Source organism: Enterobacter sp. 120016 (assembly GCF_018383635.1).
In the GTDB taxonomy this organism is placed as follows: Bacteria; Pseudomonadota; Gammaproteobacteria; order Enterobacterales; family Enterobacteriaceae; genus Enterobacter; species Enterobacter asburiae_D.
The window spans coordinates 114,735-135,448 of the sequence record NZ_JAHAWC010000011.1 but is presented as its reverse complement, the minus strand read 5'-3'; the positions used below and the strand labels follow the sequence as shown (position 1 = coordinate 135,448).

The 20,714-nt window shown below is 52.3% G+C and carries 21 protein-coding genes and 1 pseudogene; 10 read left to right on the top strand and 12 right to left on the bottom strand.

Features of this window, described 5'->3' with window-relative positions; genetic code table 11:
- Positions 1 to 105: 105 nt before the first annotated feature.
- The 3 genes from KIF87_RS16305 to KIF87_RS16295 form a co-directional block, all read right to left on the bottom strand.
- Complete coding sequence (locus KIF87_RS16305) at positions 106 to 729, bottom strand: glutathione S-transferase family protein (RefSeq protein WP_213329526.1); 624 nt, start codon at positions 727 to 729, stop codon at positions 106 to 108.
- A 72-nt stretch (positions 730 to 801) separates the two neighbouring features.
- Positions 802 to 1,998, bottom strand: a complete 1,197-nt coding sequence (locus tag KIF87_RS16300) for an MFS transporter (RefSeq protein WP_213329523.1) — start codon at positions 1,996 to 1,998, stop codon at positions 802 to 804.
- Between the two features lie 49 nt (positions 1,999 to 2,047).
- Positions 2,048 to 3,175, bottom strand: coding sequence for an alpha/beta hydrolase (locus KIF87_RS16295; protein WP_213329521.1), 1,128 nt, complete (start codon positions 3,173 to 3,175; stop codon positions 2,048 to 2,050).
- Between the two features lie 113 nt (positions 3,176 to 3,288).
- On the opposite strand from KIF87_RS16295, the gene KIF87_RS16290 reads away from it, so the two are divergent.
- Positions 3,289 to 4,173: a LysR family transcriptional regulator gene (locus KIF87_RS16290; RefSeq protein WP_213329516.1), complete on the top strand. Its 885-nt coding sequence runs from the start codon at positions 3,289 to 3,291 to the stop codon at positions 4,171 to 4,173.
- Positions 4,174 to 4,216: 43 nt separating this feature from the next.
- On the opposite strand, the gene KIF87_RS16285 is transcribed toward KIF87_RS16290, so the two are convergent.
- Together KIF87_RS16285 and cspE are read right to left on the bottom strand one after the other, a co-directional pair.
- On the bottom strand, positions 4,217 to 4,375 hold the full coding sequence (locus KIF87_RS16285) for a YnfU family zinc-binding protein (RefSeq protein WP_213329513.1): 159 nt from the start codon (positions 4,373 to 4,375) through the stop codon (positions 4,217 to 4,219).
- A 207-nt stretch (positions 4,376 to 4,582) separates the two neighbouring features.
- Positions 4,583 to 4,795 carry a transcription antiterminator/RNA stability regulator CspE gene (gene cspE / locus KIF87_RS16280; RefSeq protein WP_010430585.1) on the bottom strand — a complete coding sequence of 71 codons (213 nt, stop codon included), beginning with the start codon at positions 4,793 to 4,795 and terminating at the stop codon, positions 4,583 to 4,585.
- A gap of 459 nt (positions 4,796 to 5,254) precedes the next feature.
- On the opposite strand from cspE, the pseudogene KIF87_RS23470 reads away from it, so the two are divergent.
- Positions 5,255 to 5,344, top strand: a pseudogene (locus tag KIF87_RS23470) (LysR substrate-binding domain-containing protein); the annotation flags it as partial.
- A gap of 332 nt (positions 5,345 to 5,676) precedes the next feature.
- A complete protein-coding gene (locus tag KIF87_RS16275) occupies positions 5,677 to 6,132 on the top strand; it encodes a hypothetical protein (RefSeq protein ID WP_213329509.1) in 456 nt (151 codons plus the stop codon).
- A 44-nt stretch (positions 6,133 to 6,176) separates the two neighbouring features.
- Here KIF87_RS16275 and KIF87_RS16270 read toward each other — a convergent pair whose 3' ends face one another.
- Complete coding sequence (locus KIF87_RS16270; protein ID WP_213329507.1) at positions 6,177 to 6,587, bottom strand: YybH family protein; 411 nt, start codon at positions 6,585 to 6,587, stop codon at positions 6,177 to 6,179.
- Positions 6,588 to 6,842: 255 nt separating this feature from the next.
- Between KIF87_RS16270 and KIF87_RS16265 the strand changes: the two genes are divergently transcribed.
- Positions 6,843 to 8,000 (top strand): hypothetical protein, encoded by a 1,158-nt coding sequence (locus KIF87_RS16265; protein ID WP_213329504.1) that lies wholly within the window; start codon positions 6,843 to 6,845, stop codon positions 7,998 to 8,000.
- Between the two features lie 359 nt (positions 8,001 to 8,359).
- Here the strand turns inward: KIF87_RS16265 and KIF87_RS16260 are convergent, their stop codons facing one another.
- Both KIF87_RS16260 and KIF87_RS16255 read right to left on the bottom strand, forming a co-directional pair.
- The gene (locus KIF87_RS16260; protein ID WP_213329501.1) at positions 8,360 to 9,529 is read right to left on the bottom strand and encodes a dynamitin family protein; all 1,170 of its coding nucleotides are present in this window, start codon (positions 9,527 to 9,529) and stop codon (positions 8,360 to 8,362) included.
- Positions 9,530 to 9,715: 186 nt separating this feature from the next.
- Positions 9,716 to 10,291, bottom strand: a complete 576-nt coding sequence (locus KIF87_RS16255; protein ID WP_213329499.1) for a hypothetical protein — start codon at positions 10,289 to 10,291, stop codon at positions 9,716 to 9,718.
- Positions 10,292 to 10,633: 342 nt separating this feature from the next.
- On the opposite strand from KIF87_RS16255, the gene KIF87_RS16250 reads away from it, so the two are divergent.
- From KIF87_RS16250 to KIF87_RS16240, 3 genes are all read left to right on the top strand, one after another.
- Positions 10,634 to 11,674: an NAD(P)/FAD-dependent oxidoreductase gene (locus tag KIF87_RS16250; protein WP_349628239.1), complete on the top strand. Its 1,041-nt coding sequence runs from the start codon at positions 10,634 to 10,636 to the stop codon at positions 11,672 to 11,674.
- Between the two features lie 137 nt (positions 11,675 to 11,811).
- Complete coding sequence (locus KIF87_RS16245; protein ID WP_213329497.1) at positions 11,812 to 12,336, top strand: hypothetical protein; 525 nt, start codon at positions 11,812 to 11,814, stop codon at positions 12,334 to 12,336.
- A gap of 303 nt (positions 12,337 to 12,639) precedes the next feature.
- A complete protein-coding gene (locus KIF87_RS16240) occupies positions 12,640 to 12,885 on the top strand; it encodes a hypothetical protein (protein ID WP_213329493.1) in 246 nt (81 codons plus the stop codon).
- Between the two features lie 142 nt (positions 12,886 to 13,027).
- Here the strand turns inward: KIF87_RS16240 and KIF87_RS16235 are convergent, their stop codons facing one another.
- The 3 genes from KIF87_RS16235 to KIF87_RS16225 all read right to left on the bottom strand — a co-directional run bounded on the left by KIF87_RS16235 (position 13,028) and on the right by KIF87_RS16225 (position 14,712).
- Positions 13,028 to 13,243, bottom strand: a complete 216-nt coding sequence (locus KIF87_RS16235; RefSeq protein WP_213329490.1) for a DUF6500 family protein — start codon at positions 13,241 to 13,243, stop codon at positions 13,028 to 13,030.
- Positions 13,244 to 13,337: 94 nt separating this feature from the next.
- Positions 13,338 to 13,655 carry a YebG family protein gene (locus KIF87_RS16230; RefSeq protein ID WP_213329488.1) on the bottom strand — a complete coding sequence of 106 codons (318 nt, stop codon included), beginning with the start codon at positions 13,653 to 13,655 and terminating at the stop codon, positions 13,338 to 13,340.
- Positions 13,656 to 13,731: 76 nt separating this feature from the next.
- Positions 13,732 to 14,712 carry a nitrilase family protein gene (locus KIF87_RS16225; RefSeq protein ID WP_213329485.1) on the bottom strand — a complete coding sequence of 327 codons (981 nt, stop codon included), beginning with the start codon at positions 14,710 to 14,712 and terminating at the stop codon, positions 13,732 to 13,734.
- A gap of 100 nt (positions 14,713 to 14,812) precedes the next feature.
- On the opposite strand from KIF87_RS16225, the gene KIF87_RS16220 reads away from it, so the two are divergent.
- On the top strand, positions 14,813 to 15,727 hold the full coding sequence (locus KIF87_RS16220; RefSeq protein ID WP_249665936.1) for a LysR family transcriptional regulator: 915 nt from the start codon (positions 14,813 to 14,815) through the stop codon (positions 15,725 to 15,727).
- Here KIF87_RS16220 and KIF87_RS16215 read toward each other — a convergent pair.
- The gene (locus KIF87_RS16215; protein WP_029739383.1) at positions 15,651 to 16,001 is read right to left on the bottom strand and encodes a helix-turn-helix domain-containing protein; all 351 of its coding nucleotides are present in this window, start codon (positions 15,999 to 16,001) and stop codon (positions 15,651 to 15,653) included. The genes KIF87_RS16220 and KIF87_RS16215 overlap by 77 nt on opposite strands.
- A gap of 336 nt (positions 16,002 to 16,337) precedes the next feature.
- Between KIF87_RS16215 and oqxA the strand changes: the two genes are divergently transcribed.
- Together oqxA and oqxB are read left to right on the top strand one after the other, a co-directional pair.
- Positions 16,338 to 17,513 (top strand): multidrug efflux RND transporter periplasmic adaptor subunit OqxA, encoded by a 1,176-nt coding sequence (gene oqxA / locus KIF87_RS16210; RefSeq protein ID WP_213329483.1) that lies wholly within the window; start codon positions 16,338 to 16,340, stop codon positions 17,511 to 17,513.
- A gap of 24 nt (positions 17,514 to 17,537) precedes the next feature.
- On the top strand, positions 17,538 to 20,693 hold the full coding sequence (gene oqxB / locus KIF87_RS16205) for a multidrug efflux RND transporter permease subunit OqxB (protein ID WP_213329480.1): 3,156 nt from the start codon (positions 17,538 to 17,540) through the stop codon (positions 20,691 to 20,693).
- Positions 20,694 to 20,714 lie beyond the last annotated feature (21 nt).

Sequence of the window (20,714 nt, the reverse complement as noted above, 5' to 3'; positions counted from 1 at the left end):
TGCAACGGGCTGTCCAGGATATGGCTTAATTATTATTTCCTCTGACGTGTTTAAGGGTTTAGTAATTAAATAAAATATCCTTGCTCAAGATGGGGCGTAAATACTTTATATCATGCCGTTATTGCCGTGACGCAAAAACGCCGGGCGCTGGTTAAGACGTTCAAACCAGTCCTCAATCGCCGGCACGTCGGGCTTATCAAACGGCGTCATCTTCCAGCGATTCACCGACAGCCCAAGCACCACGTCCGCAAGGGTAAACGTCTGTCCCGCCGCAAATGCCCCGGTGCGCTGCAGCTGGTTTTCCAGAATGGTGATGCAGTGGTTCCACTCTTTTATTCCCGCCGCAATGCGCTCAGGGTCGTTAAAGTCCGGGTTTTTACGCCCCAGCGCCGGGAAAACATAGCGCCAGGCGTTATTGAATTCGGTTGCCTGCCAGTCCATCCAGCGCTCAACGTTGGCGCAGGCCTGCGGTTCTGCGGGCAGCAGGTCGTGACGTCCGGCCTTGCGCGCCAGATAGCGGCAGATGGCGTTGGACTCCCACAGCACGAAATCGTCATCCATCAGCACCGGCACCATGGCGTTGGGGTTCAGGGCGCGGAAGGCATCCGTTTCCGTTGAGGCAAAACCGCTGCCGTAATCTTCCTGTTGATACGCGAGGCCTGCTTCTTCGCAGGTCCAGAGCACTTTACGCACGTTAATGGAGGTGGTTTTGCCGAGGATGTTAATCATGTCGCCGCTTCTCTTCAGAGTGGTGAATCGTTTAAAAACAATACACCAGCGGTGAAGAAAAGCGTCAACAAATCATCCGGCGAGTGATTTGTGACGACGCGAAAGCAGAAGCGTCAACACAACCGCGCCCAGCAGCAACATGCCGCTCAATGCAAACGTGCTCTGCCAGCCGCTATGGTCGAACACCATACCGCCCGCGGTTGAACCCAGCGCAATAGAAAGCTGGATCACGGCGACCATTAACCCGCCACCGGCTTCGGCATCTTGCGGCAGCGTTCGCGCAATCCATGTCCACCATCCCGTTGGCGCCGCCGTCGCCAGCATCCCCCAGAAGCCTAACAGCAGGGCAACGATCCACACGCTGTGACCGGTCAGTATCAACACGCCCGCTATGACGGCCATCAGCAGGGGTATGGCGATTAACGTCAGGTAAAACGCGGCGTTCAGAACAATGGCAACGAGCAGTGTGCCAACAAAACCCGCGACGCCGATGGTGAGTAAAATCAGCGATAAGCCGCAGGGGGTGACCTGCGTGACGGTTTCGAGAAACGGACGCACATAGGTAAACAGCGCAAACTGCCCCATAAAGAACAGGCCGCAGGCCAGCAGACCAATGGAAACCACCGGCTGGCGGAATAACCCAAAGACGGATGCACGTGACACTGTATTTTTATTGCCGTTCATATCGGGCAGGCTAAAGCGTTGCCAGAGGAACGCCACTATCGCCACGGGAACCAGGCACAGGAAGGCGCCGCGCCAGCCAATGGTGGCGCCGAGATAGCTCCCGAGCGGGGCGGCGACTACCGTCGCCAGCGCGTTTCCCCCGTTGAATATCGCCAGCGCGCGAGAGACCTGATGCTGCGGAACGAGGCGAATGGCCGTTGCGGCAGACATGGACCAGAACCCGCCTATAGCGATGCCGATCAGCGCGCGGCCGGTCATGTAAACCAGATAGTTTGGGGCGAAAGCGATAATCATCCCCGAGAGCGCCATCAGGAGCGTCATGCCCAGCAGAAGGTGTTTGCGGTTCATATTCCCGGCAAGCCGGGAAAGGAAGAGGCTGGTCAGAACCGCCAGCGCGCCGGAGATGGCGATCCCCTGGCCAGCGAGCCCCTCCGTAACGCCCAGATCTCTGGCAAGAGGGGTAAGCAGGCTGACGGGCATAAATTCCGAGGCAATCAGAACGAATACGCACAGGGTCATGGCAAAAATACCGCCCCAGTGCGCGCGTTCCTCATTCTGTGAGGTGGCAGGGTTCAGAGTGGACATAGTCATCTTTCACGAAGGGCCGCCCGCTCAACACGGGCGGCGGAGAGGTTTATTTCAGGCTGGTTTTGAAGAACTGCTCAAACTGGCCGAACGGGATCTTCCTGGCAGCATTGTCGTAGAGATCGACATGGTTTGCGCCCGGTACAATCACAAGTTCCTTCTGCTTGCTGCCGACCGCTTTAAACGCATCTTCTGCAAAGTAGCGGGAGTGCGCTTTTTCACCGGTGACGATAAGCGTCGGGATAGTAATTTCCCCGGCGAAGCTCAGCAGCGGCATATTCATAAAGGATAATGGCGTGGTCGCGGTCCACGCGCCGGTGGAGTTGACGGAACGCGCGTGGAAGCCGCGCGGCATGCGGTAGTAGTCGTAGAACTCCTTCAGTACCGGATGCGGGTCTGCTGGCAGCGTCTCTGGCAGAATACGTTCAGCCGCCGCCACCTTGCCGTTCTCATCGACATAAATGTCATGGCCGCCGTGCGCGAAGGTACCGTTCTCAGCATCTTTCCAGCGCTGTGCGTTCAGATACTGCAGAACGGCACGGCGGTCAGACGTTGAATAGCGATCTTTCCCGTCGCCCACGCCGTGGCCCATCGCCCGGCTCATGTCGTACATCACGCTGGTGGCAACCGCTTTCACGCGGGTGTCCATGGAGGCCGCATTCAGCGCCATACCGCCCCAGCCGCAGATGCCGAGAATACCGATGCGGTTACGATCAACCTCTTTCTGCAACCCCAGGAAATCCACCGCCGCGCTAAAGTCTTCGGTGTTGATATCCGGAGACGCAACGTTGCGCGGCTGGCCGCCGCTTTCGCCCGTATAGGACGGATCGAACGCCAGGGTCACAAACCCATTCTCCGCCAGGGTCTGCGCATACAGGCCGCTGGACTGCTCTTTGACCGCGCCAAACGGCCCGCTGACCGCAATCGCCGCCAGCTTGCGGTCACCGCGGTTTTTAGGAAGATACAGATCGCCTACCAGGGTGATCCCGTACCGGTTCTGGAAGGACACCTTACGGTGATCGACTTTGTCACTTTCGGCGAAGGTTTTATCCCATGTGGCCACCATCGAAATCGGTGCGTTTGGGTTGGTGGTTTCTGCATAACTCATTGTTGTAACTCCACTTAATGATGCGCATAGCAGCATCGCAACGGACAGTTTTTGGGTGAATGTTTTCATGAAAATGGACCCTGTGGTGTTGTGTTGCGGACATTATAGTTAGCAGAAATAGTGCTGATTAGAGGCCGAAAGCTGCTAGGATTCATATCATATTGTTATAAATCGGGGGCGTGATGGCGAAGCGGGAAAACTATAATGAGCTGTACCTGTTTATGCAGGTGGTGCGGGAGGGAAGCTTCACGGCGGCTGCGCAGCGGCTCGGGCTGGCGCAATCCGGAATCAGCCGCTCGGTTCGCGAGCTGGAGGAGCGGTTGGGCGTTCAGCTTCTGGTCCGCACCACGCGCAAGCTGTCGCTAACCCACGCGGGGGAACAGCTTTACCGGACCGCCGAGTCCGCGTTCGATACGCTCAATACGGGCCTGGCGACCCTGGCACACTATCGTCAGACGCCGTCCGGCACGGTACGCATTAATGCCAGCCAGCACGCTATCGACAAATGTCTGCTGCCAAAGCTCGCCATTTTTAAACAGCGTTACCCGGACATCAGGCTGGAACTGATGAATGAAAGCCGCTTCGTCGACATTATCGCCGAGCGGTTCGATGCGGGTGTCAGACTGGGGCCGGAAGTGGGGCAGGGAATGATTGCAGTGCGTATCACGCCTGATATGGAAATGGCCGCAGTGGCTGCCCCGGAACACTTCAGACGCTACGGTTTTCCCCAGGCGCCTGCGGATTTAGTGGCGCACCCCTGCATTGCCTACCAGCTTGCCGACGGTAGTGACTATCAGTGGGAGCTGGTGCAGGACGGGAAAATAATCACCCATCGGCCAGAGGGGCAATGGGCGCTGTCTGACAGCTACATGGAAGCCGAAGCCGCCCGGCTGGGGCTTGGGCTGGCCTATGTCCCGGTGGAGCTGGTGGCTGACGATCTGGAGCGCGGAACGCTTATCCGGGTGTTGCAGCGCTATAGCCTGCGCATGGACGGGTTGTACCTCTATTATCCGCACCGTAACGTGTCGCCCGCGCTTAGAGCGGTGATCGATACGCTGAAAATATAGCTTTATTTCAGGGATAAAGAGAATGGCAGGAACACGCCTTCATTCATTTGGAAGATTTAAAGAGGGTATTGCAAGACGGACAGACAAGTTGAGAGCCTTTCTGAACGCGGCTAAAGCTGTGTTCTGAATCTTTTGCACAGCCTGGACATGTGCATTTCACTAAATAATTACGATGAGTTTGTGTTTTTTTACGTACTGACATAGGGAGTTCCTGCTATAAGGGGACAAAAATAATACACGTTTAAAATGATGATTATTTATTTTTTAACAATATTTGAAGAGATTAAGACGTCAGGAAGTATAAATAAAAAACCCGCACGGGGCGGGTTCATTTTATTATCAGTAGCACATAACTGCTCAGGCCAACGCCTTCATCGCTATCGTAAGCGCCACTGATAATGAGCACCTATTACAGTGCAGTGACGTTACCGGCCGCAGGGCCTTTAGCGCCATTTTCAATGGTGAAGGACACTTTCTGACCTTCATCCAGAGTTTTAAAGTTATCGCCCTGGATTGCAGAGAAATGCACGAATACATCTTTGCTGCCGTCGTCAGGAGTGATAAAGCCAAAACCTTTATCTGCGTTGAACCATTTTACTAAACCAGTCATTTTATTAGACATAGATAATTCCTTAATTTATGAGCCACATAGTGCGGCGATGATGGCCTGTATTGAGAGAGTTACTTATTTGGCACTTAGGAGAAGGCTCATGAAGAAGGGATATCTAAGGATAACACCTGAACTGAGGACTGCTTTACTAAAACTGCTTTCATAAGGTCTGTTTTCCAAACCGATGGCGCTATTAAGACATAGAATATTTATTACCGCAATGTAAATGTTATTTTATTTTAACCATTTAAACACCCGGATGGCTGAACGGCTGATAATATCCTTAATACCCTATTAGCTGCCGCGGCCTGGCAATAACGCAATATCCGCACAGTTTTGCAAGCTTCCACCCTATGACGACTCAAGAAGTTTCAGGAGCGTTGTTCTTTAATGAGTAGCCATGCGGGTCGTTGTTTTGTCTGCTTTCGTGCTGCCGAGACGGCGCCGCCATGCCTCAGGCGCCTGACCATAAGCCTGCGCATGGACGGGTTGTATCTTTATTATCCGCACCGCAACGTGTCGCCTGCGCTTAGAGCGGTGATTGATACGCTTAAAATTTAGTGCTGCGTTGTTATTCTGGAAGGCGCCTCGCAAACCGCAAATTAACCGCGTTAAATTCAGGGTTATGTCTTTTCTTCGACCGATCGGGGTCGTAAAGTGCCTGCGTTGCGGCACATCCGCAATCGGGCGTAGGAACCCGCATCTACCATATAGTGACATTTCGTATGTCGCGGCAGCACCGATCCCGCTACAATTGCGGTGGCGCTGGCGGAGCAGCCGTAAGGCTGGCCGTTTTTCTATATGGGCGGTATTCCTACCTCTGTCAGCGCTACCCCCCGAGCGTAGGAACTCATTGGGTGGTTAAATGAACTGCATATAGAAGGATGCCTTGTATGGCTACTATTCCAACCCTGGCTTATCTCCCGTCTGACGAAAACGTCATTCTGCAACTTATCTCCCGGCCGCTTCCGGCTGATGCCGATCTGTTTGTCGTCGCCGACAACTGCGCCGCGCTGGTGAGCGTGCTGGTCGAAATCGAGGATGCGAAGATGTTTACGGCGCTCTGCGAGCGGCTGCTGCACGCCCTGCGTAAGCTAAGAGAACTCTGTGATGTTGATCTGCCGCCAGACCTGATCGCGCAATTGATCATGGGTGAGAAACTGAACTCCTGCGTGCCGGACTGCTGGCAGGATACCCTGACTCAGGTGGACTATGTTCTGGCGCTGACGCAGGCGGTTATGGGTGGAGCTCTGCCCGCTCACGTAGCGAAAGTGCTTACGGGCCTGTTGCACGATATGGTGTGGCTGCTGGCTGAGTTTGTGAAGGAGCCGCGCATCACTACACACTAAGGGCGCTGGTATGGAGGGGCGGTAGCGCCCCTTTGAAGCTGTGATTAACGTGATGCATTCCCCGTATCCAGAAGCGACGTACCGTAGGAGTTGTCGATAGTACAAAGCCAGCGACCGTCGCTTTCCTGCCGAAAAACATAGGTCGCGCGGCGCGACAATTCCGTTATCCCACCCTGACCATCAGGAAAACGCAGAACGGTTTCCATGATAACAAGGGCATTGCCGCCACCTTCGATCACCTGCATCTCTCCTTGTTCGACGCTCAGCTGGTTCTGAAAATAATCAGAGATGGCAATAAATGCGCTGCTGATATTTTCTTTGCCTTTAACCGTCATGCCGGGCTTGACCACCAGAGCGGCGTCTTCGGCGTAATACTCCATCAGGGCGTCATAGTTTTTGGTGGTGATGGCGTGGTCACAGGATTCGATGATCTGGCGTAGCGGATGTGGGGTCATGCGCGATTCCTCGTTGATGGGGGGAACACGTATTAACATAACAGTCTGGTGTGTTTGTATAGCTACCAGGTTTTGTGGCGGGGGGAACGTTACGTCTGCTAAGAGCGATTAACAGACATTGCAAACTGCATTCTGTTTAGATCAACGGGGAGCAGGTCATCATATCGAAAGTGAGTTATGAGGGAATGCAAAGGTGGGGGTAGTGACTTTTTTAATGAAATTGATTAGATTTGAATTATACAAGGGAAACTTAAAATGGATGAGTTTATGACTCAAAAAGATGAAGTTATGAGAGCTAGTTTACTCTCTTATAAAAACTGTAAGCTATTTCAATCTACGAGTGATGTGTTCGGAATATCTGAATTCATAATTTATTCCGATAGTAGATTCACAGATGAAGCTAAAGGGGATTTTGTTTATTCCTTCCTAAATATGATCCCTTTAGAAGATGTTGGTGTAAAACCAACCTTAACGGTGAGAGCCTTGTCTGCTTTAGACCCAGCAAGGTTGTCTTTTATGGATGAAAAGCCACATACTGATGACTTTCATGGCGGTTGGCTTAGTGATGAGATTGCAGCTTTGGTTAGCTTGAAATTAGGCGTAAGAGCACACGCAGGCTCAACTGTCAGAGAATATAGTAGTTATACACCTGAATATGGTCACCCAAGAGCAGAGCAAAACCCTCCACCACCTTTAATGTCAAAAGGATCATTTGTAGTTCCTTCAGCAAAAAAACATATTGAAATTTCACAATTGAAATTATTAAACGATATTTACAAGCTTTCAGAAAAGGATTTTAACTCACTAATTAAGGCAGCGCGAAATTTCCAAGATAGCCTTTGGATTTGTGAATCGTCACCAAATCTAGCTTGGTTATTAATGGTTTCAGCGTTAGAAGTGGCTGCTGGAAACTGGGACTCTAACAAGGGCGATAAGGTTGAAAGATTCAAAGCCTCCAAACCAGAGTTGTTTGATAGATTATTGGGCCATAATGTTGACGGGCTGATTGAAGATATCGCTAAACAATTTGAAGGAACATTTGGAGCAACCAAGAAATTTTGTGACTTTTGCGTCAATTTCCTTCCTGATGCCCCACCAATAAGACCGGAGAGTGGAAAAATAGAATGGGAGGAGAAAAATTTACTCAAAATATTCAAATCCATATATGGATTACGGTCATTAGCGCTTCATGCTGGGAAACCTTTCCCCCAACCTATGTGTTCTCCACCGGACAACTATTCTGGATTAGCTGAACAAGCAGTATGCCCACCTACCTCCAATTTTATTCCATTGAAATCAACCTTGGGCGCCTCATGGTCTCATAAGGAAGCCCCTATAAATCTCAATGTATTTTTCCATATGACTCATTCGATTCTGAATAAATGGTGGGAGAGTCTTTACTTAAAAAAATAATTTGCCATTTCGGTTAAAAGCCTTTGAGAACAGTGGTTCACTTTTAACCTATTTTCGACGCGAATCTTTGAATGCAGTAAACCATTGGTGAGTGACCGACATAATTGCGATCGCTAAAGAAGCATTGCCAGTGCCTTGCTTAGTCATCATCTCCCATTAAATGCTTCCAGCAACCAGATGGTTGTGGGGGCGCTCCAGCTAAAGCTGAATGAGTGCCCTAAAATACTTGGGTAGTCAGCTATCAGTGCATATGTTCATTCGCAGAGAAGGTCCGATCCTGGCACGGAGCGGACTGTCAGATTGAGTCCGACCCTGCGCCACACCTATGTCAGGACAAATCGGAGCTAATAAAAATAAAGTTACCGTCTGACGGTCGCTGAAAGAACCTCATCCTGTGCCAGTAAAGTAATAACATCTCCGGCGATCTCCGGTTTTATGCCTGGCGTTTTGTAAGTCGAATACACCGCAACCGATAATGGACTCAAATTATGCTTCCCTGCGATACGTTTTACCTCTTCAATAACCCTAAACGTATCATCTTCCAAAGCCAGTCCTAAACGAGCTGTATCCAGATAAACGCGATGAACTCCGGAGATATGCGCAAGCTTTTTAAGTTCTGCGGTAATAATGCGCTGCGCTTCCACACCGATAGAAGAGCCCCCCTCAACGACCCCTGTCAATCCAACAAGCTTACCACCATCACTACGAGTATTGTCATCTTTGTCTCTGTGGAGCGGTACTAAAGCATTCAACTCTACATCCTGCTGAAGTAAATCCAGCAGTTCGGGCAAAAGCTCAGTTTTGATGACACCTTTTAAAGCGGCTGCTCTTTTAGCCAGGCTAACAGGGGACTGCCCCAATCGAGCCGACATTGAAATAAGGCAACTAGCGATTATGAAAATATCGCTTTCCCCGATCAGAGGGGCACACTCGCTCCGAAAGGATTGCTCATCACGAAGGAGAGGATTTATTTTTTCAGGTTTCCTGATTTTTGATTTTGACTGATTCTTGCTATAACCACGCAAAGCATCCTGTGCACTTCGGGTTAGAATGCTGATACTTTTAACCAGACCCTCATTACCCTTGAGGTTGGTAATCATTTGCTGCATATTTTCGAGCCTGCCAAGCATCTCGGAAACAGCTTTACCCGCAGCAATCTTCTCGCTGATATCATTAAGATTTCGCAGAACAACAATAACAAGCTGCGAGGATACAGGAACTGAGGTATTCAATTGATGGCTTTTTTTGATTTCTTTTTCCATCAACTGGATCGCCTGCTTCCAGTCGGTTTGTACACCAGCTTTAAGGGTATCAAGATTAAGAATAGCGGTTCGAAGACTTTCGCATTTATCTAACGGAATAGGTTCACCATTCTGTTTACCTGTTTTCAGCCAGTGAACTAAAGATACGAAGTCAGCTTTAGCCGTCGCAACGAGTCCATTGATAACACGCTGCTTCGCTTCAGGCGTAAAGTGATTTGTTCTTGGTGCTGGCATACGATCATTTTTGTATGTTATTGATCTCTTCATAACGGATATCTCAACTTAGCTCCATCAACGATAAATCTCGTCTGGGTTCCTGGTAACAATCAATCCCTCTTAGATATCATGTTTTAAGGTAGTGATACCCGCTCCTCCATCAAACTATTGTTATATTTTGATCGCACAGATGGTTGTTCAACTTCCGTTACTGGCACTTTGCAGTCATGAGTTTGCTTATACTGCTCGGGCCATAACCCAGGCCCAATCGGAGTTACAGAGAACACGATAGAAAGGTTTCACGCGGCATTTCACAAAATCAAGAATATCTGCTTCGCTCATCGCTGAGGCCTTAGAGGGGTAGCCAGGCCCCCAATCATCATAGAGATCATTGTATATGCGGTAAAACTGCCAGCCGATGTTGCTGAGGATACGAGAACCCGGAGATGGGTGAAACGCAGGGATTTGATGCAGCCGTAACTCTAATTCTTTGGAAGTCTCGGCATGCATCAGAAACCAAGCTTTGATCCTTAGCCACGTCATTGCGCTAGCGTTAATGCTGGGCATAACGATGTTTTGTTCAAGCATATATGCATAAAGGTAGCGCTCAATTTCACCTGAATCAGGACGTTTATCTAAATTGAGGGAGGCTAAAATTAACAATGATTCAGAACTATTGCCGCAGAGTAGCTCTCTTTCTGCCCACTCAATGATCATCTTGTCATAATCATCAACGCGATAAGCCTCGAAAGATTCACCAAACGTTTTCAAACAAAGAATTTCGTGAAGGTCATGTTTGTATTTATTTTCCATAGAGTCTTTCAATCCTTGTTGTTAAGAGGCGCAAGTGGATGGCTTCGTTGAGACGATCCGGTGCAAATTGAGCGTCCCCCACTACTATCTTAATATCAGCGTTAACATCTTTGCAAAACAACCGTTCCGCTATTAGATAGTCTCCGACACTCTAACTTCCGCTTCTGGCACCAAGCGGACATAAAACGAGGCCATAAGGTCGCTCATGAGTGAGAAACAAATCTCTGAATCTGTCGTCCTAAACCACTGCACCCACGAATTTTGCAATTCTACAAAATAACCTGTAAGAGGTTACTTTCTCATCATCGCATGAACATGTTCCCCACACAGGAGAAAGGCACCGTGACCCATAAAAAAAGGATTGTCATCGTAGGTGCTGGGATCACTGGCGTATCCATCGCATGGCATCTCGCCCACCGTGAATTTGACGTCACCCTCGTTGAACAGGATATGCCTGCGTCAGGTGCAACCGGTAGCGCGTTTGGCTGGCTGACCGGTGTGGTGAAGGATGATGCGGCTGACGTTTTTATCCGGCGCGCTGCACTTGCGGACTGGCACAGGCTGGAAGAACACATACCGGAACTTAACATTAAATGGAGCGGTTCGTTAACCTACGGCGCGGCATCCGGGTCCTGCCTGCAGGACGAACGTCTCCTCCACAAGGCGGAGATTGCCCGCCTTGAACCGGCTTTGAACAATCCTCCCTCAGAGGCCCGCTATGCTGCAAAAGATGGTGCCATTGATGCCGTCAGCGCAACGCGATTATTGCTCGACAAAGCCTGTGAGATGGGGGTCGTACTGAATACTCAAACAACCGTTACGGGCCTTTACATGTCTGAAGGGAAGGTGACAGGCGTCCTGACCTCTCGGGGGAAACTGGATGCAGATTGCGTCGTATTGGCCTGTGGTACAGGTATTCCAGCGCTGACTGAGCAGATGGATATTCATGTTCCGGTTCTGGCATCACCGGCCATATTGCTGCGCTTTGCTATTCCCCAGAACGTGGTCAACACGATCGTCTCCGGTGATGATATTGAGGTTCGGCAAGCGCACAACGGGGATATGTTAGCCGCAGAAGATTACCCGGCAAGCGGCAACGTCAGAGAAACGGCGAAGGCTGCACAACGCGCGGTAAGAGGCAGGCTTACGGGCGCAGAGTCGGCTGCTCTCATCCAGTACTCAACAGGAGAGCGTCCTGTTATTCAGGATGGGTATCCCGTTCTTGGTTTTGCTGATGAGAGCAGGACGGTATACGTCGCCTCTATGCACCCAGCTGTGACGTGCGCAGCGACGATTGGCAGACTGGTATGTGAAGAATTATGCGACGGTCAGAGCAATGCAATCCCGCAAAGTTACCGGCCCTCTCGCTTTATAGATAAATAGCGTTCGTGGAAAGATATCACTACCGACATGAACGATGGCGTGATGTAAATCGTAAATGAGCCTCTACCGCATGAAGAGGTTGTTTCAACGATGAGACGAAGTACGTATAGTAGTATGACATTACAAGACATGAAAATATGACTATGTTCAGAATCCTCGCCTCGGCTTCACTCCTGCTGTTTCCAATAATTTGCTTTGCGGCCTCGCATGAAGAGGTATTGCGTTTAAATGCAGAACAAAAGGCTGGTAGTGAGGTTGTTTGTCATGTTCCACTGAATATTATTGTGGATCAGAAACCCGTCACACTTGATTTTAAAAACAGTATGACCGTGATTTCAAATCAAGGTAACAATCGAACGTATCAGGTCATCACAACATTTGTACCCTATGGCACAGCCACAGCTGTGATCACACAACGCTATCGCCTCAACGTCATAACTGATGAAACAGGCCAAACACATAAAATAGATCCGAACAGTGTTAGCGTAACCAGTCCATACTCTACGGAGATGGCCCAAAAAAATGAGATCCAGCTTCGCAGTGCCCCAGAGAGTTATCAATCTGACAGCATGGTGACAGTGATCGATTTCCCGAACTACACCATTCAAGGTTATGAAAATGGTCCTGTCACTCGGTGTGCTATTTTGTCTAAACACGAGTAGTTATCGCCACCCGGATAAATATGGGTTAAGTATGAGCCGAGGGTTAACTGTTAAGCTGTTACAACAATCTGCACTGATTAAAGGGCAATAAATAAAGGGCTGCTTACACTCTAATGATTATATAGCGTGCCGATAACCACATCTGCCTTTGGCTAAAACTGACATTGTAAGAATAGTAGGTCTGTTTTGGGCGAGGAGCGGAAGTTTAAGTTTCTACTATTTTAGCTGCCAGATTCTGGAAGAATTAATATATAGCATACTATTTTTGCGACCCACAACCAGTGCTCCGGATATATTGATCATATGCGTAAATTACAAAAACTAATTGCAGCCGAGCGTACCAACTTTTCACCGTACAGCAGCCTCTCTCCGAAGGTGATATCTCGTATCGCATCTAAATGTCGGAAGGATGAAGTTGCCGATGCGCATATCTTGATAAAGGAGTTCATGGCTGAGTTGGCCACAGTTCCTGATTGGGATGGTGATACACATGATGACATCTGGAGGTCCATCGAACTGTTCAGAGCAATCCTGCAAAAGGTGAGATAAAAATGATGCTAGCGTCCCTTCCTGGCACGATGTTGCAACAGCCGCTACTTTGGGGTTGACCAGATCACAGCCTCTAGCCTGGAAATGGACGGCGAGGTATTGCGAACCTGTTTTGCCTTTCAGTCTACATTAAGACGCAGGTTTACAGGGCTGAGACGAGGTTTCTCACCTTTTCAGCCTTTTCAAAATGGTCCAGCTTCATCTCCATAATCCACCAGTGCGCCACTTCCATAAGCAGTTCAGGATCGTCATTTTTATTAGCAAAAAAAGCATAAAAAGAAAGCCCAACATCGCTTCCCTTAGAGGCAATTTTTGAATCACAGATCCTGATGATTTTTTCCTTCATTCCTTGCCGCACGTCATCTCCTTTACGCTTTTCATGTTCGGGCTAAAAAAAGCCGCAAGCAGATGGCTGCTTAGGGCTCCAGGGTCAGTGATGATTTTTATGACAATCAGGCCGCTTTCACAGCCCTGATTTTTTTCGTGTCAGCCGCGTCGGATTCAGTTGTATCCGTTGCAGCTGGGGCATTGAGATCGGGAAGCTTGCTGGTACGAAGAATATGCTGCACGGTCTCTTTCTGCTCGGCGAGATACAGGCCAAGATTTTCAGCCTGCGTTTCATCCATCTGCATTCCGCTTTGCAACAGCCAGTCGGTGAACGCGTCTGCCATATCGAGCAGCTTGTCGTGAGCGTCAGCCTCTTTCTTACTGGCAAATGTCATTTTCTCTTCACCTTTTCTTACGACAACAAATTTTGTTTCAACAGCCATTATGCGCACCTCATACTGTAATTATATACAGTATAACAGCTCCGGGCTTATGATGCAGCTAAAAATTGCTCACATTTTAGCGAGCAGGGGGCACATTCGAAAATCGTGCGCTGATCGCATCACGTTCATAGCCCTGCGGCTGCGTCAGGATCTGGTATAAATCAGGGCGGCGACCGTGGATCCAGCGGCGTCCGGTGCTCATAGCAAGCAGGCTTAAATCGAGCTCAGCGCTTACCATCGCATCTTCAGCCGCCCAGGTTTCGTTCACGATCCTGCCATACGGGTCGAGGATCATCGCATTGCCCGTGCGCACTTCGTCATCATCGGCACCGACACCGTTGCTGAAAAGAAGAAATAATCCGTTGTCATGCGCGCGGGCAGGCAGCCAGCGCATGAGCCATTCCCGACCGCTTGGCCCTTTGAATGCCGCGGTAATTTCTTCCTTGCGCGTTTCGCGCTCCTCCCAGAGCGCCAGCGGAACAGGCTTCATCCCGTGAGGGCTGCGGGAATCGGTACCGCCTGTTTGATGCGGCGCGAGAAGAATATCGGCACCCAGAAGCGCCGTCGCGCGCACGTTTTCGACCAGATTATTGTCCCAGCAAATCAGGATACCGACCTTCACGCCCCACGGCGTATCAAAAACGGTAAAGCCGTCCCCGCTGCTGATGGCCGGATGTTCAAAAGCATGGAGTTTACGATGCGTATGCATCGAGCCGTCCGGCATGCAGGCAACATACGCATTGTAGAGTCGGCCATCGTCGGCGCGTTCAATAAGCCCGGCGCCAATCAGCATTTGATGTTTTATCGCCAGGGAACGAATGAGCGTCAGGGAAGGGCTGTCTGCAATCGGCTCTGCCAGCGCAGACACCTCCGCTGCGGTGAGCTTGGGGACATGCCAGTAGCCGGTGATGCACATTTCAGGGAAAGTGAGAATGTTCACCTGCTCAAGCGCCGCCCGCTCAATAAATTTCTCCATTATCAGGAGATTGTATTTTTTGTTACTGGCCTGATGCTGAAACTGTACGGTGGCCGCCTTTAAGGATGTCAGTTCGTTCATGTTGCGTCTCCGGTTGTCATCGAGACTGAATTACATAACGATTGCCGATAACTGTATAATCAAATGATTTCCGAATTCGATAACCATCTGGAATGAAAAAATGAACACCCGGTTGCTAAAGGCCTTTTTGATACTGGCTGAAAAAGGAAACTATGCCGATGCGGCGCGGGCGCTATTTATCTCGCAGCCGGCATTGACCAAACAGATTAATCTCCTCGAATCCCTGGTGAATATGTCTCTTTTTTCACGAGGTCGTCACGGCGCAATACTGACGGCCAGCGGCAGGCGTTTGCTGCCAGAGGCTGAGAAGGTGGTCAGGCAGACCCAGCAATTTATGCAGCATGCTGAGCGGGTATCGAAAGGGGTTGAAGGGCATATTTCCGTCGGGTTCGGACTTTCAAGCTTTTATCTGGCACCACGCTGTATCGCTGACTTTCGTCGAGACTACCCGGAAGTAGAAATGTCATTGACGGATCTGCCTTCCTTCCAGCAGTACGAGCGATTGCAAAATGATGAGCTACAGGTCGGTTTTGTCAGGGTTCCTCCCCCCGTGGCGCTTGAATACCTGCCGTTATTTACCGATCGGCTGGTTCTGGTTGCGCCCGCCGCGTCGCCGACGATGTTTGTCGGAGAGTGGCTAACGAAGCGCCCTCTGTTACGGCTGTATGATGAGCGAGGGCGGGGGTTAAACGCGCAGATTGACCGCTTCCTGCATGACAACGGTCTTTTCGTCTCATCGACTCAGCTGACTGACGATATCCAAACTATCGTCGCGATGGTGGTTGCGGGTATCGGTGTGGCCATTCTGCCCACCAGCGTGACGCATATCGCGCCGCCGGAGCTGGTGATGATTCCGCTAACGGGGGAGTCAATCAGCTGGAAGGTGGGTATCGCCTGGGACGCAGGCAGGGAGGATGTCATCCGTGACAACTTCATTGCTAGCGTAGCTGCTGCGTTTCCGGGCCAGCCATACTCCGCCGCCATGCCCCAGGCGCCTGACCATACTGACGCTTAAAGCTGCGGTTGAAGGACTGCTGGGAGTCAAAGCCCAGCGCGATCGCCACGTTCAGAATCGGTTCATCGCTGCGGGTTAAGCGCTCAACCGATTTTTGCAGCTTTTGCGCGCGAATATACCCGGCGAGGGGATAGCCCGTATGCTCTTTGAACAGGCGCTGGAGGTGCCATTTTGAGTAGCCGGAACGCCTGGCGACGGACTCAATGTCCAGACGGCTATCCAGGTTGTTGTCGATCCAGTCGAGTAAATCATGCATAAATGCGCCAGTGTTCATCTGGTTACCCCCACGCTGCCTGTCTAAAAGTATCTTTGTCTGTTGCATTAAAAGGTGGCGCGTTTTTGCATTAATTGCAAGTTTTATTGTTGCATTTAAAACCTTGACCGAAACGGGTCTTTTCACCTCCGCTCAAATAGCACATAAAGTGCAACAATTATTCTTGCACTTAGTTAAGCGCCTTCCTACAATCGCCGCGATAGTGTATTCGCAACTGTTACAGTTTTGTGGCGATGAACGACACAAATGGCCTTAAGACAGCCACCGGACAAAGGAAGTGGCGCGGTGCCTCCTGCTGCGTCTTGCCCGGCGGCGACAATTACCGGAATAAAAATAATGAGCCTGCAAAAAACCTGGGGTAACTATCATCTGAACGCGCTGGGGGTCATGTTGCTCTCCGTGCTGCTCGTCGGATGCGATAACAGCGTCGCGCAAAATGCCGCGCCGCCTGCGCCCGCCGTCAGCGCTGCTGACGTGGTGGTGAAATCCATTAGCCAGTGGGATAGCTTTAACGGACGGATTGAAGCGGTGGAGAGCGTTCAGCTCCGTCCGCGCGTTTCCGGCTACATTGATAAAGTGAATTACACCGACGGCCAGGAAGTGAAGAAGGGCGAGGTGCTGTTCACGATTGATGACCGAACCTATCGCGCGGCGCTGGAACAGGCGCAGGCGAACCTGGCGAGAGCCAAAACGCAGGCTAGCCTGGCACAAAGTGAGGCTAACCGTACCGATAAGCTGGTCAATACCAACGTTGTCTCCCGTGAAGAGTGGGAGCAGCGTCGTTCGGCCGCCACTCAGGCGCAGGCCGATATTCGCGCCGCGCAGGCGGCAGTGGACGCCGCGCAGCTCAACCTGGACTTCACCAAAGTCACCGCGCCTATCGACGGTCGCGCCAGCCGGGCGCTGATCACCAGCGGGAACCTGGTGACTGCGGGCGACACCGCCAGCGTTCTCACCACGCTAGTCTCGCAGAAAACCGTTTACGTCTACTTTGACGTGGACGAGTCGACCTACCTTCACTACCAGAATCTGGCCCGCAGCGGGCAGGGGGCGTCCAGCAATCACACGGCGCTGCCGGTTGAGATTGGCCTGACGGGCGAGGAGGGCTATCCCCATCAGGGCAAAGTGGATTTCCTGGATAACCAGCTGTCGCCAGGTACCGGCACCATCCGCATGCGCGCGCTGCTGGATAACGCACAGCGTCAGTTCACGCCGGGACTTTTTGCCCGCGTGCGCCTGCCGGGCAGCGCGGAGTTCAAAGCCACGCTTATCGACGACAAAGCGGTGCTGACCGATCAGGATCGTAAATACGTCTATATCGTCGATAAAGAGGGGAAAGCGCAGCGTCGTGACATCACGCCGGGCCGTCTGGCAGACGGTTTACGCATCGTGCGGCAGGGGCTGAACCCTGGCGATAAAGTCATCATCGATGGTTTACAAAAAGTGTTTATGCCGGGTATGCCGGTTAACGCGAAAACCGTTGCCATGACCACCGCCAGCGCCCTCAACTGATCCCTTGACCTGAGAATCCAACCCATGGACTTTTCCCGCTTTTTCATCGACAGGCCGATTTTTGCCGCGGTCCTGTCGATTCTGATTTTTATCACAGGGTTAATCGCCATCCCGCTGCTGCCGGTGAGCGAATATCCTGACGTCGTGCCGCCAAGCGTGCAGGTGCGCGCGGAATACCCGGGCGCCAACCCGAAAGTGATTGCCGAGACTGTGGCGACGCCGCTGGAAGAGGCGATCAACGGCGTTGAGAACATGATGTACATGAAGTCCGTCGCGGGTTCCGATGGCGTGCTGGTGACCACCGTCACCTTCCGTCCGGGAACCGACCCGGATCAGGCGCAGGTTCAGGTGCAAAACCGCGTCGCGCAGGCCGAAGCGCGTCTGCCGGAAGACGTGCGGCGTTTGGGCATTACCACCCAGAAACAGTCCCCGACGCTGACGCTGGTGGTGCATCTGTTTTCGCCTAACGGCAAGTATGACTCCCTGTATATGCGTAACTACGCCACGCTGAAGGTGAAGGACGAGCTGGCGCGCCTGCCCGGCGTCGGCCAGATCCAGATTTTCGGCTCGGGTGAATACGCAATGCGCGTCTGGCTGGATCCGAACAAGGTGGCGGCCCGCGGGCTGACCGCGTCGGATGTGGTCACGGCGATGCAGGAGCAGAACGTACAGGTGTCCGCCGGGCAGCTTGGCGCCGAGCCGCTGCCGAAAGAGAGCGATTTCCTGATCTCCATTAACGCCCAGGGGCGTCTGCATACCGAAGAAGAGTTCGGCAATATTGTACTGAAAACGACGCAGGACGGTACGGTCGTCCGCCTGCGCGACGTGTCGCGTATCGAAATGGGGTCCGGCAGCTATGCGCTGCGTTCCCAGTTGAACAATAAAGACGCGGTCGGGATTGGTATCTTCCAGTCTCCGGGGGCGAACGCCATCGATTTGTCTAACGCGGTGCGTGCGAAAATGGACGAACTGTCCACGCGCTTCCCGGCGGACATGAAGTGGGCGGCACCTTACGATCCGACCGTTTTCGTGCGCGACTCCATCCGCGCGGTGGTGCAAACGCTGCTGGAAGCGGTGGTGCTGGTGGTGCTGGTGGTGATCCTGTTCCTGCAAACCTGGCGCGCGTCGATCATTCCCCTGATCGCGGTGCCGGTGTCGGTGGTGGGTACCTTCAGCATTCTCTACCTGCTGGGCTTCTCGCTGAATACCCTGAGCTTGTTCGGGCTGGTGCTGGCCATCGGTATCGTGGTGGACGACGCCATCGTGGTGGTGGAAAACGTCGAGCGAAACATAGAAGAGGGGCTTGCTCCGCTTGCGGCGGCGCATCAGGCGATGCGCGAAGTGTCCGGGCCGATCATCGCGATTGCGCTGGTGCTGTGCGCGGTGTTTGTGCCGATGGCGTTTCTCTCGGGCGTTACCGGGCAGTTCTACAAGCAGTTTGCGGTGACTATCGCGATTTCCACGGTCATCTCCGCCATTAACTCGCTGACGCTCTCTCCGGCACTGGCGGCACTGCTGTTAAAACCGCACGGCGCGCCGAAGGATTTCCCGACCCGGCTTATCGATCGTCTGTTCGGCTGGATTTTCCGTCCGTTTAACCGCTTTTTCCATCGCAGCTCGAACGGCTATCAGGGGCTGGTGGGCAAAACGCTGGGACGACGCGGCTCGGTATTTGTGGTGTATCTGCTGCTGCTCTGTGCCGCAGGCGTGATGTTTAAAGCGGTGCCCGGCGGGTTTATTCCGACGCAGGATAAGCTGTACCTGATTGGCGGCGTGAAAATGCCGGAAGGTTCGTCGCTGGCGCGCACCGATGCGGTGATCCGCAAAATGAGCGAAATCGGGATGAATACCGAAGGCGTGGACTACGCGGTTGCGTTCCCGGGGCTGAACGCGCTGCAGTTCACCAACACGCCGAATACCGGGACGGTGTTCTTCGGCCTGAAGCCGTTCGACCAGCGTAAACATACTGCGGCGGAAATAAACGCTGAGATTAACGCGAAAATCGCGCAAATTCAGGAAGGCTTTGGCTTCTCCATTCTGCCGCCGCCGATTTTAGGGCTGGGTCAGGGATCGGGCTATTCCCTGTACATTCAGGATCGCGGTGGTCTGGGGTATGGCGCGCTGCAAAACGCGGTAAACACCATGTCCGGTGCGATTATGCAGACGCCGGGAATGCACTTCCCAATCTCAACCTACCAGGCTAACGTTCCACAGCTGGACGTGCAGGTCGACCGTGACAAGGCGAAAGCGCAGGGCGTATTGCTGACCGATCTTTTCGGTACGCTGCAAACCTATCTGGGCTCGTCGTACGTGAACGACTTCAACCAGTTCGGGCGTACCTGGCGCGTGATGGCGCAGGCCGACGGGCAGTTCCGCGACAGCGTGGAAGACATTGCGAATCTGCGCACCCGTAACAGCCAGGGCGAAATGGTGCCGATTGGCAGCATGGTGAAAATCACGACCACCTACGGGCCGGATCCGGTGATTCGCTACAACGGTTACCCGGCGGCGGATCTGATTGGCGATGCCGACCCGCGCGTGCTCTCGTCCTCGCAGGCGATGACGCAGCTGGACGCGATGTCGAAGCAGATCCTGCCGAACGGGATGAACATTGAATGGACGGACCTGAGCTTCCAGCAGGCCACCCAGGGCAATACGGCGCTGATCGTCTTCCCGGTCGCGGTGCTGCTGGCGTTCCTGGTGCTGGCGGCGCTGTATGAAAGCTGGACGCTACCGCTGGCGGTGATCCTCATCGTGCCGATGACCATGCTCTCCGCGCTGTTTGGCGTCTGGCTGACCGGTGGCGATAACAACGTGTTCGTGCAGGTAGGGCTGGTGGTTCTGATGGGGCTGGCCTGTAAAAACGCGATTCTTATCGTGGAGTTTGCCCGCGAGCTGGAAATTCAGGGCAAAGGCATTATGGAAGCCGCGCTGGAGGCGTGCCGCCTGCGTTTACGCCCGATTGTAATGACCTCCATCGCCTTTATTGCCGGGACCATTCCGCTGATCCTCGGCCACGGCGCGGGCGCAGAAGTGCGCGGCGTCACCGGTATCACGGTCTTCTCCGGGATGCTGGGCGTGACGCTGTTTGGTCTGTTCCTGACGCCGGTGTTTTACGTGACGCTGCGTAAGTTCGTGACGCGCGGGAAAAAAGAGGAAAGGGACGTTCTGCCCGCGTAGGGACGTTGTCGATAATAAAAA

Bases quoted from the DNA above. Each gene is read 5' to 3' on its own strand.
- KIF87_RS16260 (WP_213329501.1), bottom strand. From the start codon at position 9,529: ATGAAGAGATCAATAACATACAAAAATGATCGTATGCCAGCACCAAGA.
- KIF87_RS16275 (WP_213329509.1), top strand. From the start codon at position 5,677: ATGGCTACTATTCCAACCCTGGCTTATCTCCCGTCTGACGAAAACGTC.
- KIF87_RS16230 (WP_213329488.1), bottom strand. From the start codon at position 13,655: ATGGCTGTTGAAACAAAATTTGTTGTCGTAAGAAAAGGTGAAGAGAAA.
- oqxA (WP_213329483.1), top strand. From the start codon at position 16,338: ATGAGCCTGCAAAAAACCTGGGGTAACTATCATCTGAACGCGCTGGGG.
- KIF87_RS16300 (WP_213329523.1), bottom strand. From the start codon at position 1,998: ATGTCCACTCTGAACCCTGCCACCTCACAGAATGAGGAACGCGCGCAC.
- KIF87_RS16220 (WP_249665936.1), top strand. From the start codon at position 14,813: ATGAACACCCGGTTGCTAAAGGCCTTTTTGATACTGGCTGAAAAAGGA.
- KIF87_RS16305 (WP_213329526.1), bottom strand. From the start codon at position 729: ATGATTAACATCCTCGGCAAAACCACCTCCATTAACGTGCGTAAAGTG.
- KIF87_RS16215 (WP_029739383.1), bottom strand. From the start codon at position 16,001: ATGAACACTGGCGCATTTATGCATGATTTACTCGACTGGATCGACAAC.
- KIF87_RS16295 (WP_213329521.1), bottom strand. From the start codon at position 3,175: ATGAAAACATTCACCCAAAAACTGTCCGTTGCGATGCTGCTATGCGCA.
- oqxB (WP_213329480.1), top strand. From the start codon at position 17,538: ATGGACTTTTCCCGCTTTTTCATCGACAGGCCGATTTTTGCCGCGGTC.
- KIF87_RS16225 (WP_213329485.1), bottom strand. From the start codon at position 14,712: ATGAACGAACTGACATCCTTAAAGGCGGCCACCGTACAGTTTCAGCAT.
- cspE (WP_010430585.1), bottom strand. From the start codon at position 4,795: ATGTCTAATAAAATGACTGGTTTAGTAAAATGGTTCAACGCAGATAAA.
- KIF87_RS16290 (WP_213329516.1), top strand. From the start codon at position 3,289: ATGGCGAAGCGGGAAAACTATAATGAGCTGTACCTGTTTATGCAGGTG.
- KIF87_RS16240 (WP_213329493.1), top strand. From the start codon at position 12,640: ATGCGTAAATTACAAAAACTAATTGCAGCCGAGCGTACCAACTTTTCA.
- KIF87_RS16270 (WP_213329507.1), bottom strand. From the start codon at position 6,587: ATGACCCCACATCCGCTACGCCAGATCATCGAATCCTGTGACCACGCC.
- KIF87_RS16265 (WP_213329504.1), top strand. From the start codon at position 6,843: ATGGATGAGTTTATGACTCAAAAAGATGAAGTTATGAGAGCTAGTTTA.
- KIF87_RS16255 (WP_213329499.1), bottom strand. From the start codon at position 10,291: ATGGAAAATAAATACAAACATGACCTTCACGAAATTCTTTGTTTGAAA.
- KIF87_RS16285 (WP_213329513.1), bottom strand. From the start codon at position 4,375: ATGTCAGTACGTAAAAAAACACAAACTCATCGTAATTATTTAGTGAAA.
- KIF87_RS16245 (WP_213329497.1), top strand. From the start codon at position 11,812: ATGACTATGTTCAGAATCCTCGCCTCGGCTTCACTCCTGCTGTTTCCA.